Annotated in this window: 12 protein-coding genes and 1 tRNA gene; 11 read left to right on the forward strand and 2 right to left on the reverse strand. The window is 60.7% G+C overall.

The features are described from left to right. Positions 1-737: 737 nt before the first annotated feature. Positions 738-1,961, forward strand: a complete 1,224-nt coding sequence (locus tag RNA01_RS00005) for an aminotransferase-like domain-containing protein (RefSeq protein ID WP_147177667.1) — start codon at positions 738-740, stop codon at positions 1,959-1,961. Between the two features lie 82 nt (positions 1,962-2,043). Here RNA01_RS00005 and RNA01_RS00010 read toward each other — a convergent pair whose 3' ends face one another. Beyond that, a complete protein-coding gene (locus tag RNA01_RS00010) occupies positions 2,044-3,951 on the reverse strand; it encodes a CASTOR/POLLUX-related putative ion channel (RefSeq protein WP_147177669.1) in 1,908 nt (635 codons plus the stop codon). Positions 3,952-4,283: 332 nt separating this feature from the next. Here RNA01_RS00010 and RNA01_RS00015 point away from each other — a divergent pair, with 332 nt between their 5' ends. The 3 genes from RNA01_RS00015 to RNA01_RS00025 are packed head-to-tail and all read left to right on the forward strand — an operon-like array spanning position 4,284 to position 7,987. Then, the gene (locus tag RNA01_RS00015; protein ID WP_147177671.1) at positions 4,284-5,264 is read left to right on the forward strand and encodes an ABC transporter substrate-binding protein; all 981 of its coding nucleotides are present in this window, start codon (positions 4,284-4,286) and stop codon (positions 5,262-5,264) included. 12 nt (positions 5,265-5,276) lie between these two features. After that, positions 5,277-6,971: an ABC transporter permease gene (locus RNA01_RS00020; protein WP_147177673.1), complete on the forward strand. Its 1,695-nt coding sequence runs from the start codon at positions 5,277-5,279 to the stop codon at positions 6,969-6,971. Further along, positions 6,959-7,987, forward strand: coding sequence for an ABC transporter ATP-binding protein (locus RNA01_RS00025; RefSeq protein ID WP_147177675.1), 1,029 nt, complete (start codon positions 6,959-6,961; stop codon positions 7,985-7,987). The genes RNA01_RS00020 and RNA01_RS00025 overlap by 13 nt, the downstream gene beginning before the upstream one ends. Before the next feature lie 30 nt (positions 7,988-8,017). Here the strand turns inward: RNA01_RS00025 and RNA01_RS00030 are convergent, their stop codons facing one another. Further along, complete coding sequence (locus tag RNA01_RS00030; protein ID WP_147177677.1) at positions 8,018-8,389, reverse strand: DUF4189 domain-containing protein; 372 nt, start codon at positions 8,387-8,389, stop codon at positions 8,018-8,020. A gap of 162 nt (positions 8,390-8,551) precedes the next feature. Between RNA01_RS00030 and RNA01_RS00035 the strand changes: the two genes are divergently transcribed. The 7 genes from RNA01_RS00035 (at position 8,552) to RNA01_RS00065 (ending at position 16,224) form a co-directional block, all read left to right on the forward strand. After that, the gene (locus RNA01_RS00035) at positions 8,552-9,658 is read left to right on the forward strand and encodes an endonuclease/exonuclease/phosphatase family protein (protein ID WP_147177679.1); all 1,107 of its coding nucleotides are present in this window, start codon (positions 8,552-8,554) and stop codon (positions 9,656-9,658) included. After that, positions 9,655-10,398: an NUDIX hydrolase gene (locus RNA01_RS00040; RefSeq protein WP_147177681.1), complete on the forward strand. Its 744-nt coding sequence runs from the start codon at positions 9,655-9,657 to the stop codon at positions 10,396-10,398. Before RNA01_RS00035 ends, RNA01_RS00040 begins: the two co-directional genes overlap by 4 nt. 75 nt (positions 10,399-10,473) lie before the next feature. Further along, positions 10,474-11,391, forward strand: a complete 918-nt coding sequence (locus RNA01_RS00045) for a PhzF family phenazine biosynthesis protein (RefSeq protein ID WP_147177683.1) — start codon at positions 10,474-10,476, stop codon at positions 11,389-11,391. Positions 11,392-11,516: 125 nt separating this feature from the next. Continuing rightward, positions 11,517-11,592: transfer RNA gene (locus RNA01_RS00050), tRNA-Lys, on the forward strand. A 601-nt stretch (positions 11,593-12,193) separates the two neighbouring features. Further along, positions 12,194-14,716, forward strand: coding sequence for a mechanosensitive ion channel domain-containing protein (locus tag RNA01_RS00055; protein WP_431308586.1), 2,523 nt, complete (start codon positions 12,194-12,196; stop codon positions 14,714-14,716). 120 nt (positions 14,717-14,836) lie between these two features. Further along, positions 14,837-15,100 (forward strand): hypothetical protein, encoded by a 264-nt coding sequence (locus RNA01_RS00060; protein ID WP_147178230.1) that lies wholly within the window; start codon positions 14,837-14,839, stop codon positions 15,098-15,100. Between the two features lie 302 nt (positions 15,101-15,402). Beyond that, positions 15,403-16,224, forward strand: a complete 822-nt coding sequence (locus RNA01_RS00065) for a response regulator (protein ID WP_147177687.1) — start codon at positions 15,403-15,405, stop codon at positions 16,222-16,224. The last annotated feature ends 98 nt before the right edge of the window (positions 16,225-16,322 follow it).

The following is a 16,322-nucleotide window of genomic DNA, read 5'->3' on the forward strand; positions in this document are numbered from 1 at the left end:
GCTTTTTCGTTGGCTGCTCAGCAGCCGCTGTCGGCCCGGATCGACTTGATGAAGGCGCGGCCATCTCGGTGGGTGGTGGTGACGGTGGTGCGGCCATCGCAGACCCTTTCGCCGTCGCGAAATCGATAGGACGAGAAACCTGCGGTCGGCATGCACGCGGCTGTCGCGCAATGTCCTCATGCCCGTGTTGGTTTCTTCGGTCGGCACGAGCTGCACTTCATCGAAGCGGACCTTGGGATCGGCGAAATCGGCGTTTCCCGCCAGGCAGATGTCCTCGTCGAGCTTGAGGATATAATATAGCCGGGTTCGGGCGTGTCGCCCTTCTGGACATCCTCGAAGTTCGGCGGTCCCGGAAAGATGTGATGGGTGAGCACGCCGCTGAGGCTCGACGGCTGGCTTTTGGCGAGGTCGAAACAGCCGGCAAACGCAGATGTGGGGAATAGCGATGCGGCCGTCAAAATGAAAACCGAAAGCCTCTTTTGCATCTTTTAGCCTCCGTGTTGCGCCGTCGCTTTTCTAGCACCTTTGCAACCGGATCGCATCCGCTGCCCAAAGACGTGGCACACGACCGAAATCGACGTAATCTTGCTTCGTGGATACTCCGAGAGAGGGATTGTTGCGCAACTCGCATCCGTTTTTCTGGTAAAGTTTCAAAATACGATAGGTCAGTATTGTTGACATATCGAGCTATTCATGGTTATCTGAGTGTATTCTAAAAACACTTCGAGGAAACTCCCGTGCTGAATTGGGACCATATCTTCGCGACGCGGTCGTCGCGCATGCGTGCATCCGAAATCCGAGAACTACTGAAGCTTCTTGAGCGTCCGGACATCATCTCGTTTGCCGGCGGCATTCCCGATCCGGCACTCTTTCCCGACGAGGCTTTCAAGGCGGCTTATGCCGATATCTTTAGTTCCGACCAGGCTGCGGCAGCACTCCAGTATTCGGTGAGCGAGGGCTACAAGCCACTGCGTGACTGGCTGAAGGGCGAGATGGCCAAGATCGGCATTCCGTGCACGGCCGACAACATCTTCATCACCTCCGGCTCACAACAGGCGCTGGACTATCTCGGCAAGCTGTTCCTGTCGCCGAAGGATACGGCGCTGGTTGGCTGGCCGACCTATCTCGGCGCGCTTCAGGCCTTCAATGCCTATGAGCCTAATTACGACCAGCTCACACTCGGCAACCGTACGCCGGAAAGCTACAGGGCGGCAGCGGAAAACCTCGGCGGCGAGGTGAAGTTCGCCTATCTTTCCGCCGATTTCGCCAATCCCACAGGCGAGACCGTCGACCTCGACGGACGCCGCCGCCTGCTCAAGCTGGCCGATGAACTCGATATCGCCATTATCGAAGATGCCGCTTACCAGTCGCTGCGCTATGACGGCGAGGCGATCCCGCCGATCCTGGCGCTGGAGATCGCCAAAAAGGGCTCGATCGAGAACACTCGCACGATTTACAGCGGCTCCTTTTCCAAGACGCTGGCGCCGGGCCTCCGGGTCGGCTTCGTGGTCGCGGCAATGCCGGTTATCCGCAAGCTCGTGCTGATGAAGCAGGCCGCCGACCTTCACTCGTCCACCATCAACCAGATGGCTGTCGCCCATGTCGCGACACGGCATTTCGACCAGCAGGTCGCCAAGATTCGCGCCGCCTATAGCGCGCGGCGCGACGCCATGCTGAAGGCGCTGGAGAAATATATGCCGGCCGGCACGACCTGGACGCGGCCGGAGGGCGGAATGTTTATATGGGTGACCTTGCCGGTGGGAATGGATGGGGCCGAACTGCTGGCGCGCTCAATCGAAACCGAGAAAGTGGCCTTCGTGCCGGGGCAGGCGTTTTTCGCCGACCGCTCGGGCGCCAATACGCTCAGGCTGTCGTTTTCCTGCGCCAATGAGGCGGTGATCGACGAGGGCATCAAGCGGCTCGGCCGGCTGGTCAGCGGTGCAATGGCCGTTGCGGCTTGAGCGGGTAGGCAGTCATCCAGTGAAGGTGTAAAGGGCTGCCGCTGACCCGGCGCCTGCTTCGCTCCCGGGGTAGCGCCGACCCTTAATCGGGCGCCAGTACAATGACCATATCCTGGGCGCTATAGCTCAGCATTTCCGAACGGGACGGGTTGACGGTCACACCGCCGAGATTGCGGTGATCCGCGTCGTCCTCGCGCTGGCGGCGGTAGCCGATGGCGATTTCGCCGCGCCGGAGGGCCGCGAGCGCGATGGTGAAGAAGTTCACCGGGCGGTCGATGGAGACATAGTCACTCATCGGGCGCATGTAGATCTCCGAACCGTCCTCATCGAGCAGTTCGGCGAAGATTGCCGCCATGAAGGCGTTCTCCGAGGCTTGGGCGAGCATCAGGCTGACCAGCTTGTTGCTGACGACGAAATCGTCGGCACGCGTCACCTCGGCAAGTTCCCTGTTCCTGACATCCGTCATCTCGCTGACGACGTTGATGTGGAGGCCGGCGCCCTCGGCGATCTTGCGGATGTGCAGAAGGGTGATCAGGGTCCGGGTGTCGGCCGACTGCATGGTCATGTGGTCGCTGTAGCCGAGCACCAGCACATGGTCGAATCCGGGGATGTTCAGCCCATCGAGAGCGACGCGGCTGCTGGTGTCAATTACATGGTGCTCCATCGCCATATTGCCGTTCGGCAGGCGAAGGCCCGCGATGTCTGCCTCAAACTCGGGCGTGTCCGCGGCGATCGTCAGGTGGGAGCCCGGGGCGACGTACCGGCAAAGCTCGGTGGCGATGATCGGGCCGCGTCGGTTCCAGCCGAGAATCAGGGTGCGTTCCGGGCCCAGAGGATGCTTCACCGGCGGCAGAATGGCATCCTTGGCGAAGTTGACCTCTTTACCCCATGTGCGGATCGAGGCGTCATCCTCGGCGATGATCACGGCGCGCTCGCCTGGCTCGATGACGCGGTTCGGAGCCGGGTTGAGATGGACCTTACCGGCGCGGTCGCAAAGCCCGATCAGCGTGCAGTTCTCATAGGTCATGACGCCGGCGGCAAAAGGTTTGCCTTCCAGCGCCGGCTGCTCCAGCGTGTAGATTTCGCATCCATCGAAGTCGAGCAGTTCGGTGTAGACGGCGGAAAGGCCGGATTGGCGGCTGGTATGGACGACGATGCGCGAAATCAGGTCATCGGCCAGAACCATCTGCATTTCCTTGCCGCCGACGATGCAGGCGACTTCGGCATTCTGCGCATCGCGGATCTCTGCGGCGATCATGTAGGGTTCGGGTCGGCGGTGCGGATCGTTGACCAGCGCCAACACCGACTTGATAACCTGCGAATCCGGATCCTCGTCGTCCGGCGATAGCACGATGATCGAGCGCGAGTCTTGCGGATTGACGATGGCGAGGTCGTAGAGATCGGTGGGATCGCCATTGCGACAAACGACCTTGGTGTTTTTCAGATCGCCGACCTTGGTGGCGATCTCGTCCTCCATCTCGACCTTGTCCTTGTTCGCCATGATGACGATGCGCGGGCGGCGCCGGCTCTGGTTGGCGATCACCAGTTCGGAAATGACATCGAAAATCGACGAGGACCAGTTGAGGATGATGGTATGGTCTTGTTCCAGGACGCGCGAGCGGCCTTTGCGAAGTTCGTCGAGCTTGCTCTCCAAGCCGGAGCTTAGCACACCGATCAAGGCCGAGAACACGAAGATGCCGGCGATTGTCACGAACAGAGATACGCCGCGGAACGGCCAGCCGACGTCACCGCCCATGGTGCCGGCGTCCATGGTTCGCATCAGTGATTCCCAGGCGCCTTCGACGAAGCTGACCGGTTCACCGCCGTCGGGGGCAATGCCGGTGAGGGCCAGGAAAAGGGCGGCGACCAAAATGACGACGAGCGAAATCACACTAAGCCAACCGATCAGTGCGATGGCGCCGCCAGCCATGCTTTTGTCGAACTCATAGCGTAGCCGCGCCCGCAAATTACTGCCGCTATTCTTCGTCATATTATCGGTCTGTCCTTGAAAATACTGTAATTCCGCATTGCAGGAATTGCGCCTCGCCGCAATAACCAAGCGTGAGAGAGCGGTATATGACCGATAAAAGTCTGAAAAAGAGGGTCTATCTGCCAGGTTTGCCGAACATTTCTCGTTCGGGGCGAGCCGCCCGCCAGATGTGACGATGGAGATCGGCGACCGGTGACTGGAGGATCATCATCGGTCGGCCAGGCTACGAAAAGCGGCGAGGGCGCCGCTCGGCGGCAAACGAGCCTGAGTGTCATTTGCCTGTTATATCCCGGCACTAAGCAGCGACCTCTTATCCACACGAGGACGTTCCGATGAAAATCATGCTCTCCGCCTTTACCGCTCTGGCCGCTTTTGGCTTCATGGTGGCCTCCGCCAACGCTGAAAACCTGGTGCTCTACACAAGCCAGCCCAACGCGGACGCACAGGCGACGGTCGACGGCTTCATGGCCGAAAATCCCGACATCAAGGTGGAGTGGGTGCGCGACGGCACGCCGAAGATCATGGCCAAGCTGATGGCCGAGATCGAAGCCGGTAACCCGGCAGCCGACGTGCTGTTGATTGCTGACACCGTCACGCTGCAGCGGATGAAGGAAGCCGGTCAGCTGATGGCCTACAAGTCGCCGGAAGCGGCAAATTACGACGCCAGCCTCTATGATGCCGACGGCGCCTATTACGCGACGAAGCTGATCACCACCGGCATCATGTACAACACGGCCGCCACGATGAAGCCGACCAGCTGGGCCGATCTCACCAAGCCGGAAGCCAAGGGCCTCGTAGCCATGCCGAGCCCCCTGACCTCGGGCGCCGCCCTGATCCACGCCCAGACCCTTGCCGGCGTTTCTGGTCTCGGCTGGGATTACTACAAGGCGCTGCAGGCCAATGGTGCGGTCGCCGCTGGCGGAAACGGTGCCGTGCTGAAGGCAGTCGCGTCGGGCGAGAAGGCCTATGGCGTGGTCGTCGACTACATGCCGATCCGCGAGAAGGCCAAGGGCGCCCCGGTCGAGTTCGTCTTCCCGACAGAAGGTGTCTCCGCCGTGACCGAGCCGGTTGCCATCCTGTCGACCACCAAGCATGCAGAGGCGGCCAAGAAGTTCGTCGACTATGTGCTGTCGGAAAACGGTCAGCAAGGCTTCCTCAAGCTCGGTTATATCCCGGCCCGCAACGGCATGCCGGTTCCGGAAGGCTTCCCCGCCCGCGACACGATCAAGGTCCAGTCGCTTGACGCCGCTGCCGCCCTCAAATCGAGCGAAGCCGATCTGAAGACCTTCTCGGGCATCTTCGGCACCAACTGATCGAACGGATCAATGCCGCAACCCCTTGCCAAAGCGAACAGCCAGCCCCGCTGGCTGTTTCCTTTTGTTGTCTCCTTCGTCGCCCTCTTGTGCGTCCTGCCGCTGGCGCGACTTGTCGCCGCCGGCGTTTCCACCTTCTTTTCCGGCCGGGCTCTGGACCTGCTGCTGGAGCCGGCCGTCTGGTCGGCGGCTGTCAACACGCTCAGCACTTCCTTTTTTGGCATGATCGCGGCCGTTGTCATCGGCGGGCTCTTCGCTCTTTCACTGACGCTCGCCGACGTGCGCGGCAAGTGGCTGATGAGCTTCCTCTTCATGCTGCCGACGATGATCCCACCGCAGGTCCAGGCGCTGGCCTGGGTTGGTATGTCCGGCCCGTCGAGCCCGCTCTTGAAGGCGCTCGGTATCGCGCCGCCAATGGGCAGCCCCCAGCCGCTCTATTCGGTTGGCGGTATTGCGCTACTCTACGGTGTGCAGCATGCACCTCTCGTCTACCTGTCGCTCCGGGCGGGGCTTCTGGCGCTGCCGCGGGACGGCATCGAGGCGGCCAAGCTCGCCGGTGCCTCGCCGCTACGGGTTCTGAGAGACATTATCCTGCCGCTGTCCCTGCCGGGCATCGTTGCAGGCGCGGCGATCGCTTTCGTTTCAGGTGTAGGTAATTTCGGCATTCCGGCGATCCTTGGAATCCCGGCGCAGATCTACACCCTGCCGACGCTGATCTACTCGCGTCTCGCCAGCTTCGGCGGTAGTACCTTCGGTGATATTGCGGTCCTGTCGGCGATGATCGGTCTGATGGCGGTGGCTGGCCTGCGTGTCCAGGAACGGGCGCTGAGGGGCAAGGACTACCGCGTGATCGGGCTTTCCGGCGCCGCTGCGACCTTCCGGCTTGGACGCTGGCGGCCGCTGCTCGAGGCCTTGCTGTGGATCCTGCTGTTCGTCATGCTGATCGCCCCCTTTGCTGCCCTTGTCTCGGCTTCGCTGGTGCCGGCTTATGGCATCGTGCTGACGCTCAAGACCGCCTCGTTCTCGGCCTACGAGGAAATCCTGTTCCGCCAGAACGTCACCCAAACCGCCTTTGCCAATTCCCTTTTCCTCGCGAGCACCACCGCGTTTGGCCTGCTGGTGATCGGGGTGCTGGCCGGTTACACCCTGACCCGCGGCGGGAGCCGCTGGACAGGCCTGCTGTCGGCGATGATCGAGATCCCCTATGCGCTGCCGGGCATCGTGATCTCGGTCGCCTTTGTGCTGCTTTTCGCCGCTCCACTGCCGCTCCTCGGCGTGACCATTTACGGAACGATCTGGATCATCCTCGCCGCGTATTTCGCCAGTTTCCTTGCCGTCGGGCTGAAACCGGTGGTGAGCGCATTGCGTCAGCTCGACCCGGCGCTTGAGGAAGCGGCCCGGCTGTCGGGCGCCAGTTTCTACCGGCGGCTGTTCGACATCATCGTTCCACTGATCGCGCCAGCCGCCGGCGCCTCGGTGATCCTGGTCTTTCTCATTTCCTGCAACGAATTGACTGTCTCGGCCCTTCTCTGGTCGGCCGGTACTCAGACACTCGGCGTTGCGATCTATAATCTCGATGACAGCGGCTCCTACGATCTCGCCTCGGCGCTTTCCGTTCTGGTGGTGCTGATGGTCGTGGTGCTGATGCTGCTGCTCGAACTCGTGGCGGCCCGGCTGCCGAAAGGAGTCGTCCCATGGCGAAACTGATCCTGCACAAGCTTTGCAAGGACTATGGCACCGGCAAGCCGGCGGTGAACGACGTGTCGCTGGAGATCCGCGAGGGTGGATTCCTCGCACTGCTCGGCCCGTCCGGCTGCGGCAAGACCACTGTGCTCAGGATGATCGCCGGTTTCGAAACGCCCAGCGACGGTTCCATCCTTTTGGGCGAGCGGGTGCTGGCGGACGCCAGCGGCGTCGTTCCGCCGGAGCGACGCAACATGGCCATGGTCTTTCAGTCCTACGCGCTGTGGCCGCATATGACGGTTGCCGACAATGTCAGCTATCCGCTCAAGGTCCGCGGCATTTGCGGTCAGAGCTATCGCGACAAGGTCATGGAGGCGCTGAAGGCGGTACGGCTTGAGGCTTATGTCGAACGGCGGCCGGCCGATCTCTCGGGCGGTCAACGCCAGCGTGTTGCGCTTGCCCGTTGCCTGGTGACGGCGCCGGATGTGGTGCTGCTCGATGAGCCGCTAGCCAATCTCGACCGGCACCTGCGCCAGGAAATGGAGGAGACTTTCCGAGAATTCCACGCCCGTTCCGGCGCGACGATGGTCTATGTCACCCATGACCAGGCCGAAGCCATGGCGTTGGCCACCGATGTGGCGGTTATGTCGGAGGGCAGGCTGTTGCAGGTCGCGCCGCCGGCCGAGATCTATGCCCGGCCGGAAGGCCGCCTCGTTGGCGGCTTGATCGGGCAGGGGGCGGTCATGACGCTGCCGGACAATGGCGGCGACCATCGTAATCTCGGCTGGGATGAGATCCTCGCCTTGTTCGTCGATGCCAGTGCCGGGCACCCGACCATGGAAATGCTGGTCAGGCCGCAGGACGTGGTGATTGGCGGCAGTGGTCTTCCCGCTGTGGTCGAGGGGGTGCTCTACGAAGGCGAACGCTATGCGGTCAGGTTGACGCTCGGCGATGGCCAGAGACTGAGGGCCTATAGTCGGACGGCCTGCGCCGAGGGCGAGCGTGTGGCGGTGATAATCAGTGCGGGCTGGCGCCTGTGAGCCGTCAGCCGGCTGGCTGTAGCGTGTCGACTATTGCGCGCCAGAGCAGACCCAGCGCGTCACGCGGCATTGCGCAGCATGCTGGTTACATACGCTGATCGCTTCCAGTTCGGCGCGCCGGCGATCTCCTCCCCATCCGGATCCCCATCCGCCATCCTGCCCGACGGCAAGCGCGCCGCAGCCGTTCTTGAACCAGATTGCCACGCGGCAACCGCTGGCGCGATTTGAGCATTCGCGCAAGGCCCGCCGCTCGGCATCGGCGCGCGTCGAAAAGGAATGCGACCAGCCGTCGGCGCGGGTGGAGGGTGAATAAGCGATCGCGCCGTAGCTGTCGGCAAAGGCCGCAGCCGGCGTCAGTATAGTGAAGGCGAGGACGGCAAGGCATGACTGTGGTTTGCGCATGTACAACTCCCCGGTTATGCAGATTGGTCTATCATAGGATGATCAACGGGTTGGGTGGAAGGACGTTTTTTGGGCGCCGCGTCCAACTGGAGGTGCGCCGACACTGGCGTGTCGCTGTTCATGCGCTAGGTTGGGGGCAACGGCACCGAGAGGACGAGAAGCATGGCGATCAGGCTGGGCACTTTCAACATAGAGAACTTGATGGCACGGTTCGACTTCAGCGGCTACCGCAATCAATTGCACAAGGACCGGGTGTTGCATCTGTTCGACGTGCGCAGTGAGGAAGACTATCAGCGGCTTGAATCGGCTCGGGTGATCGCCTCGACCGACGATACCCGCCAGCTCTCGGCGCTCGCCATCGCCGATTGCACCGCGGACATCCTCTGTCTGCAGGAGGTCGACAGCATGGAGGCGCTCAAGGCTTTCGAGTACGGCTACCTGTTTCGCATGGTTGGCTCCGGCTATCGCCACAAATACCTCGTCGAGGGCAATGACAGCCGGGGCATTGATGTCGGCGTGATGATGCGCGACGAGACGCATGACGGGGAGAAAATCGAGATCGTCGACATTCGCAGCCATGCGGCGCTGACCTATGGCGACCTCGATCTTTTCACGCCGGCGCTCGCGGCCAATGCGAAGCCCGACGACCGAATATTCAAGCGCGACTGCCTGGAGCTTGACCTAAGGATTGGCGGGCGGCCCCTGGCGATTTATGTTGCGCATCTGAAATCGATGAGCAACGGTCGCGACGGGATCGACGGGCGAAGCTACACGATGCCGGTGCGCGAGGCGGAGACCAAGGCCATCCGTCACATCATCGAAACGCGTTTCGGCAAGGGCGAGACGGCTGACAAGAACTTCGTCGTCTGCGGTGACATGAATGATTACCAGGCCCGCGTAGACGTGATCGGCGAGCGGCGTGGAGGGTATCATTTTGAGCCCAGCGGTGCGCTGCCAAGCGCGCTCGACGTATTCTCGCATGATGGTTTCGCCGAGAATGTCATGCTGCGGCGCGACCCGCTCGACCGCTGGACGCTCTATCATGCGCGCGGGCCAGAGGAGCAGCATCTCTGTCAGCTCGACTATATCTGGTTGTCGCCGGCGCTCGCCCGCCGGAACGCGGGCAGGGCGCCGGAGATCATCCGCAATGGCCAGCCGTTTCGCACGCCCTTTCCGCCCGGGCAGGCTGTGGATCGCTATCCGCGCGTCGGCTGGGACAGGCCGAAGGCGTCCGATCATTGCCCGATCGTCATGGAGTTGGAGCTTTGATCTTAGTGCCGGAAGACGTGCCGTCGGGAGGATTTCCGGCCGGAAGTGGCGTCTTCCCCGTGGGCGGGGTACGCCTGCGCGTGCTCGAAGGCGATCATCCTTTTCATCTGGCGAGCCGGGAGGCGGCCGCGGCGAACTGGCAGGCGGAGATCACCGCCAATCCGGCACTCTTCAACGGCCGTATGGTGTTCCAGCACCGTCTTTCGTTTTTCGATGGAATCGTTGTCGGTGAAGGCTATCTGGTGCCCTATTCGACGTTCCTGTGGTGGCGACGGCAGCCCGGCGGCGCGGGCGGGTTTCATGTCTTCGGCTTTCCGGTGATCGTCTCGGCCGATGGTGCGCTGATCGCGGTAAGGATGGCACGACATACCGCGAACGCTGGACAGGTCTATTTTGCTGCCGGGTCGCTTGATCCGAATGATATCGTCGAGGGCTATTGCGACATAGCCGGAAACATGGCGCGCGAGGTTTTCGAGGAAACCGGATTGAACCTTGCAGAGGCTGAAAGCGATGGCCGTTATTTCGCCACTTATTCCGGTCGGCGGCTGACAATCCTGCGGCTTTTTCGTTTCTCTCTCTCCTCCGCCGAGCTTCTGGAGCGCATCGCGGCGCACATGGCGGTTGACGAGGAAAAGGAGATTGCCGGCGCCGTTGCCATTCATAATGCTGATCCGACCGCCCATCCCTACAATCGGGCCATGTTTCCGGTTCTCGACTGGTTCTTTGCCAAGACGCGCTGACCATCGCTGGCTTGCACGGCAGGCGAAGGTCGGGCAGTCTCTCGGCCTTACGATCATCATCCTGCGGAGGGGCTTTTGGCACGGCACTATTCGATCTACGACGTTTTCACCGATCGCAAGCTGGCTGGGAATCCGCTGGCGGTGATTTTCGACGGCGAAGATCTTTCCGACGCGGCGATGCAGGCGATCGCGGCGGAGACAAATCTGTCGGAGACGGTTTTCGTGCAGAAGTCCGCCAATCCGGCGCATTCCGCCCGTATCCGCATTTTCACCCCAACCCGTGAACTGCCGTTTGCCGGCCATCCAACCGTTGGAACGGCGGTGGCGCTTGCCGAACGGACCTATGGCAGGGACAGCGGCGGGCTCGATCTCGTGTCGGTGCTTGAGGAGAACGTCGGGCCGGTGCGCTGCGCCGTGCGGTTGAGGGATGGAGAGGCAAGTTTTGCCGAGTTCGACTTGCCAAAGACATCGGTGCGCTACGAGCTTGGATTGGACCGACAAGGGATCGCCGACGCCCTTTCGCTGAAACTGGCCGATATAGGCTTCGAGAATCACGTTCCGTCGGTCTGGGGTGCCGGTGTACCGTTTCTCATGGTGCCGGTGCACAGTCTCAGCGCGGTCGAGGCCCTGGAATTTGATGGGCAGCTCTGGGAACGCATTGCCCCGCTTTGCGAGGGCGGACTGACCTCGGCCTATGTCTACTGCCGTGGTGGCGTGCATCATGCCGCCAGATTCCATGCCCGTATGTTCTCCCCCGACATGGGGATCTCCGAGGATCCCGCGACCGGTTCGGCGGTGGCGGCGCTGTCCGGTGCGATCCATCATTTCGACGGATTGCCCGATGGACATTACCCGATAATGGTCGAACAGGGCGTGGAGATGGGGCGCCCGTCCTATATCCATCTCCATGTCGACGCCAAGGATGGAGCCATCAGTCGGGCGCGGATCGGCGGGGAGGCGGTGCGCGTCGCGTCTGGAATTTTGGACCTTTGAAAATAAAGGGATTTTTCGTTTCTTTGAATTTTTTTTGAAAATCAGCGAAGTTTTTTGGATAGGGCGCTGGACAACATCGGAGATGCTGTTTATACGCCCTCTCACACCGCCGGAAGGCGCTGGTCGGGTGATTAGCTCAGTTGGTAGAGCAGCTGACTCTTAATCAGCGGGTCGTAGGTTCGAGCCCTACATCACCCACCATTTTCAATTAGATAGCGTTGCTGTTTGATCTAGTACCGTAAGGTGCGGGTCAACGCTTCGTTGTCTGACGCGCGATGCGCGCTACGCCCACCTTTTTCTGTCTATCCAGGACTGTCGTCAGCGTTGATGTCAGGCCATCATTATCGGCAGTGGCCTCGATTGGGAGGTTAGTGGGGCTGCGGATATGAACATCACCGGCGACGACAGAATCTCTGCGAACTGTGCTCCTGCACAGTTACGCGCGATCCTTTGGCCTTCTGCGGTTAGCCAGCAGCAGGAGCGGTTCCACCCAGGCTAGGTTCTATGGGGGGCACTTCAGCGCCTGTCGATCACCGGATGCTCGTTTGTTCCCGCACTGCCCGCCTATGTTCCGTCGACGTTCACGGTTTTGCCGCCAAACTTGGTCGTTCTGCCTGTGGAATGCTGTGGATAACCTGCTTAGCCGGCTTATGGGATGGGGTGAAGCCGAGACCATGGTTTTCGCCGGCTTCGTGTTGGCAATGGTTATGATCTGGGTGCCCGTGGGAGGCGAGGCGCTCGGCCGGGTCGGTTCACCATGAAGCGGGCCGTCGCGTTCTTTCTTTTGGCCAAAACACTGACTATGGTCCGCGCAGTCTCCCAATCAGCGCAAGGACAGATCTTGTTCCCCACCAGCCGTTTCCGCAGCCTCGTTCTTGCCTTGTTGCTGGCGATCCAGCCGCTGGTGCTCGCACACGGCATCACGCCGGTCTTCGCTCAGGACAGCCCACTGGCGCGCGATGAGGTCGTAGAACGGGCAAACACCCAGATTGCCGAGGCGGAGAAGGCGCTTGACGTGTTGCAGGGCCAGGTCGAGGCGCGCAAGAGCGACGAGGCGGCGCTTATCGACATCAATGTGAAGGCCGACGAGCTGATTCAGCAGCTGCTGAGCATTTCGGTCGATCTGCGCCCCCGGTTCAACGACGTCAAGGCGCGGCTTGCGCAGCTTGGTGAACCGCCGGCGCAGGGGCAACCGGCAGAGGCGTCCTCGGTTACCGAGGAGCGCGCACGTTTGAATGCGGTGCGCCTAGAGATCAATGCGTTGACTGGGCGAGCGGAGGACCTTTCAATCCGCGCCTCCAATCTTTCCAACAGTGTCACTGACCTCAGAAGGCAGCTGTTCACCGAACGGCTGTTCGAGCACACCGAAATCTCCGGCGCGGTGATCAACGAGGCTCTCGGCGCCTTCTCGACGGAAGTCAGCGATTTGACGCGCACCGTCAGCAGCTGGTTCTCTTTCATCTGGAAGTTCAAGCGAGTGCCGCTCGGCACAGCCGTCATGCTGTCTCTGTCACTGGCCCTTGTCTTGGCGGCTGTCGAATATCGCTTGTTCGGATCCTTAATCCGTCGTGATCCTGACGAGCCAAACCCGGCTTACATGAGCCGCTTCTCGGTTGCTTTCTGGTCGACCATCCTCCCGGCGATGGCGCTCGGTGCCTTCCTGATAGCGAGTTTTTTCTTTCTGGATACATTCAATGTCCTGCGGTCGGACATTGCGCCGATCGCTGCGGCGCTTTTCGGTTTTATCGGGTTGGTCTATTTCGTCGCCATGCTTGGTCGCGCCGTCCTTGCGCCCAAGGCGCCAAGTTGGCGGCTCGTTCGCCTGTCCAACAAGGGCGCCCGGGATCTGAATTTTGCCGTTCTGTCCATGGCCATCGTCAATGGCTTTGATTATGTACTCGGCACCATCAGCGAGACTATCAACTCTCCGGTGGTCCTTACCGTGCTCAAGAGTTTCGTCTCGTCGGTTGTCGTCGGGCTGATCATCTTTGTCGTGTCCTTCCTGCGCCCGGTGCTTTCCGAAAACGGCGATCCGGCGACGCGGGGCCGGTCGTGGCCGAAGGTGGTCGCTGTGACGCTGCGTCTGATTGGCGCGGGCCTCATTTTCCTGAGTGCCATCGGTTATGTCGGTCTATCCCGCTTTCTCGCGACGCAGATCGTGGTGACAGGCGCCGTCGCCGCCACGATGTATATCGGCATTCTGTCAGGCAAGGCGATCTCGGCACGCAACAAGTTCGGCGAGACGCGGGTCGGCAAATATCTTGGGACGCGCTTCGCCATGAAGCCCGTGGCGCTCGATCAGGCGGGCATTGCGGCTGGCTTGCTGATCTATGCTTTTGCGCTGTCAATCGGCCTGCCATTGATTTTGATGTCCTGGGGCTTCCAGCTGCGTGACCTGCAGATGTGGGCGGTCAATGTCTTCACCGAGATCCATATTGGTACGATTCGCATTTCGATCTTCGGCATTATGGGCGGCATCCTGCTGTTCAGCCTCGGTCTCGCCGTTACGCGCTGGCTGCAGAAATGGCTCGACGGCAATGTCATGGCCCGCTCCCATGTGGACGCCGGGGTCCGCAATTCGGTCAAGACCGGGGTGGGCTACCTCGGTACGGGGATTGCCGGACTGATCGGCATTTCGGCGGCGGGAATCGATCTTTCGAGTCTTGCGCTGGTCGCCGGCGCCCTGTCGCTGGGCATTGGTTTCGGCCTGCAGAACATCGTCTCCAACTTCGTCTCCGGCCTTATCCTGCTGGCCGAGCGGCCCTTCAAGGTCGGCGACTGGGTGGCGACCGGCACGACGGAGGGCTTTGTTCGCCGCATTTCCGTGCGCGCCACCGAGATCGAGACTTTCCAGCGCCAGTCGATCATTGTGCCGAATTCGGAATTGATAAACGCGCCAGTCGGCAACTGGACCCATCGCAACACGCTTGGGCGTGTCGAGGTTCCGGTTAGCGTTTCCTACGATAGCGACCCACGCCGGGTTCTGGATGTCTTGAAGGAGATTGCTCTCTCCAATTCGGGGCTGCTGCGCAATCCGGAGCCCGTTGCTTTGTTCAGCGGTTTTGGAGAGTCCTCTCTCGATTTCGAGCTTCGCGGCTTCGTCGGTGACGTCCTCGGCGGTTTGGCGGTGCGCAACGAACTCCGGCTGGCGATTTTCGAGCGGTTTCGTGCCGAGGGCATTCAGATGCCCTATCCACACCGGGAGGTGAGACTGCATCTGGACGAGGAAGCTCGCCGCATCCTGTCGGGGGATATGGACAGGAGTCCGCCGAAAAATGCGGCGGATTTGCGTGAGCCGCCGGATGATGACAAGATCCTGCCATGAACGGCACGTTCAGCCGGCGTTCAGGGGCGGCGGTTTAGAAGAGGGGCATGTCCTGTTCCAGCGGCGAGGATCGATGGAGCGGGCAAAACGAGAGGACGGCGCTTGAGCGCCGCAAGCGCAATGGTCAAGTTTCTAGCAGCGTCTGTGGTTTTCTTCGGTGCGGCCAGCGGTGCGTTCGCTGCATCGGTGTCGAATGTCGGCACAGGAGCAGTCGTGCTCGTGATCGTCGAAAATGGCAACCGCACCGAAGTGGCTATCGATGCGGGGGCATCCGAGACGATCTGCCCGTCGGGGTGTTTCGTGACGCTGCCGAACGGTGACCGCATCGGGCTGGAAGGTGGCGAGACTATCGAGATCCAGGATGGAGCGGCGACCATCAAGTAAGGTCAGCCTGCGGCTCACCACACCTAGCGCAAAACCAAGCGCTCGGCCTTCCGGGGTGCTTGTCTTTGCGGGTTAATCCTCGTTGACGATGGTAGGCGCAGTGTGTTCGAGTTCGGAGGCATGGCGCTTAGTCCGGTTGTTCCTTCTTTGAATGATCAATTGTCAAGAAAAGCGGAAGATCTGGCTGTATACCCTTTGTTTTTCAATAATAATCATGTGCTTTTCTCATGTGGGCCGGATTAACCGATCTGCAAGCTGGACGCACTAATGTGCCAGTAGTTCTCATAGTTTAAAGGCGCATCATGGCTTTCCTAGGTATTTCCGGAATGCAGTATTCTGGGGAAACGTTTCCGAATGTTCGCATCCTCGTCGGCGAGGATTCGAACGTCTTCACCTCCATGATCAGCGCCCGGATGAAGGAGCTTCTCGGCATTGATGTGGAAATCTGCCGAACCTTCGAGGATCTCCAGGCGGCGAACGAGTTGTCTGACGATGCCGTTACCCTGGCGATCTCCAATATCAACCTTCCGGGGGCAGAAAACGGCGAGGCTCTCGAGTACCTGGTCGATCTGGATGTTCCGGTGATCGTCTTCACCGGGACGTTCCAGGAGCAGACCCGCGAGAAGCTGCTGGCCCAGGACATCGTCGACTATATCCTCAAGGACAATATCTTCGCTGTCGAGATGCTGTGTGAGTCGGTCTATCGTTTCCTGACGAATCATCGCCATCATGTGTTGATCGTCGACGACAGTCCGACTGCGCGCGCGCTGCTTTCAAGCCGCCTGAAGCGCTACAATTTCCGCGTCAGCACTGCCGATAGCGGCGCCAAGGCGCTCGAGATCCTGAAGGCCAATTCGGACATCGGCTTGGTCGTGACCGACTATAACATGCCGGATGTTGACGGTTTCGAGTTGACGCGGCGTATTCGCGGGGCGCGCGGCAGCCATGAGTTGCGAATCATCGGCGTTTCGTCTTCAACCAACCGATTGCTGTCGGCCCGTTTCCTCAAGGTCGGTGGTAACGACTTCATGCTGCGTCCTTTCATCGACGAGGAATTCTACTGCCGTGTGAACCAGAACCTGGACACACTGGTGCAGATCAAGGCGGCGAATGGGCGAAAATAGCGCGCGCGATAGCGTCGCTGGGTTTTGGACTTTGTCCAATCCGGACGAGTTCCGGGTTGGTTCGCATATAGAATACCGTTGATCTTTAAAGCCAATTG

Source organism: Paenirhizobium naphthalenivorans (genome assembly GCF_007992095.1).
Taxonomy (GTDB): Bacteria; Pseudomonadota; Alphaproteobacteria; order Rhizobiales; family Rhizobiaceae; genus Allorhizobium; species Allorhizobium naphthalenivorans.

Excerpts from the sequence above, each read along its gene's own strand:
- RNA01_RS00010 (WP_147177669.1), bottom strand. The coding sequence starts at position 3,951 with ATGACGAAGAATAGCGGCAGTAATTTGCGGGCGCGGCTACGCTATGAG.
- RNA01_RS00015 (WP_147177671.1), top strand. The coding sequence starts at position 4,284 with ATGAAAATCATGCTCTCCGCCTTTACCGCTCTGGCCGCTTTTGGCTTC.
- RNA01_RS00020 (WP_147177673.1), top strand. The coding sequence starts at position 5,277 with ATGCCGCAACCCCTTGCCAAAGCGAACAGCCAGCCCCGCTGGCTGTTT.
- RNA01_RS00025 (WP_147177675.1), top strand. The coding sequence starts at position 6,959 with ATGGCGAAACTGATCCTGCACAAGCTTTGCAAGGACTATGGCACCGGC.
- RNA01_RS00030 (WP_147177677.1), bottom strand. The coding sequence starts at position 8,389 with ATGCGCAAACCACAGTCATGCCTTGCCGTCCTCGCCTTCACTATACTG.
- RNA01_RS00035 (WP_147177679.1), top strand. The coding sequence starts at position 8,552 with ATGGCGATCAGGCTGGGCACTTTCAACATAGAGAACTTGATGGCACGG.
- RNA01_RS00055 (WP_431308586.1), top strand. The coding sequence starts at position 12,194 with ATGGTCCGCGCAGTCTCCCAATCAGCGCAAGGACAGATCTTGTTCCCC.
- RNA01_RS00060 (WP_147178230.1), top strand. The coding sequence starts at position 14,837 with ATGGTCAAGTTTCTAGCAGCGTCTGTGGTTTTCTTCGGTGCGGCCAGC.
- RNA01_RS00065 (WP_147177687.1), top strand. The coding sequence starts at position 15,403 with ATGGCTTTCCTAGGTATTTCCGGAATGCAGTATTCTGGGGAAACGTTT.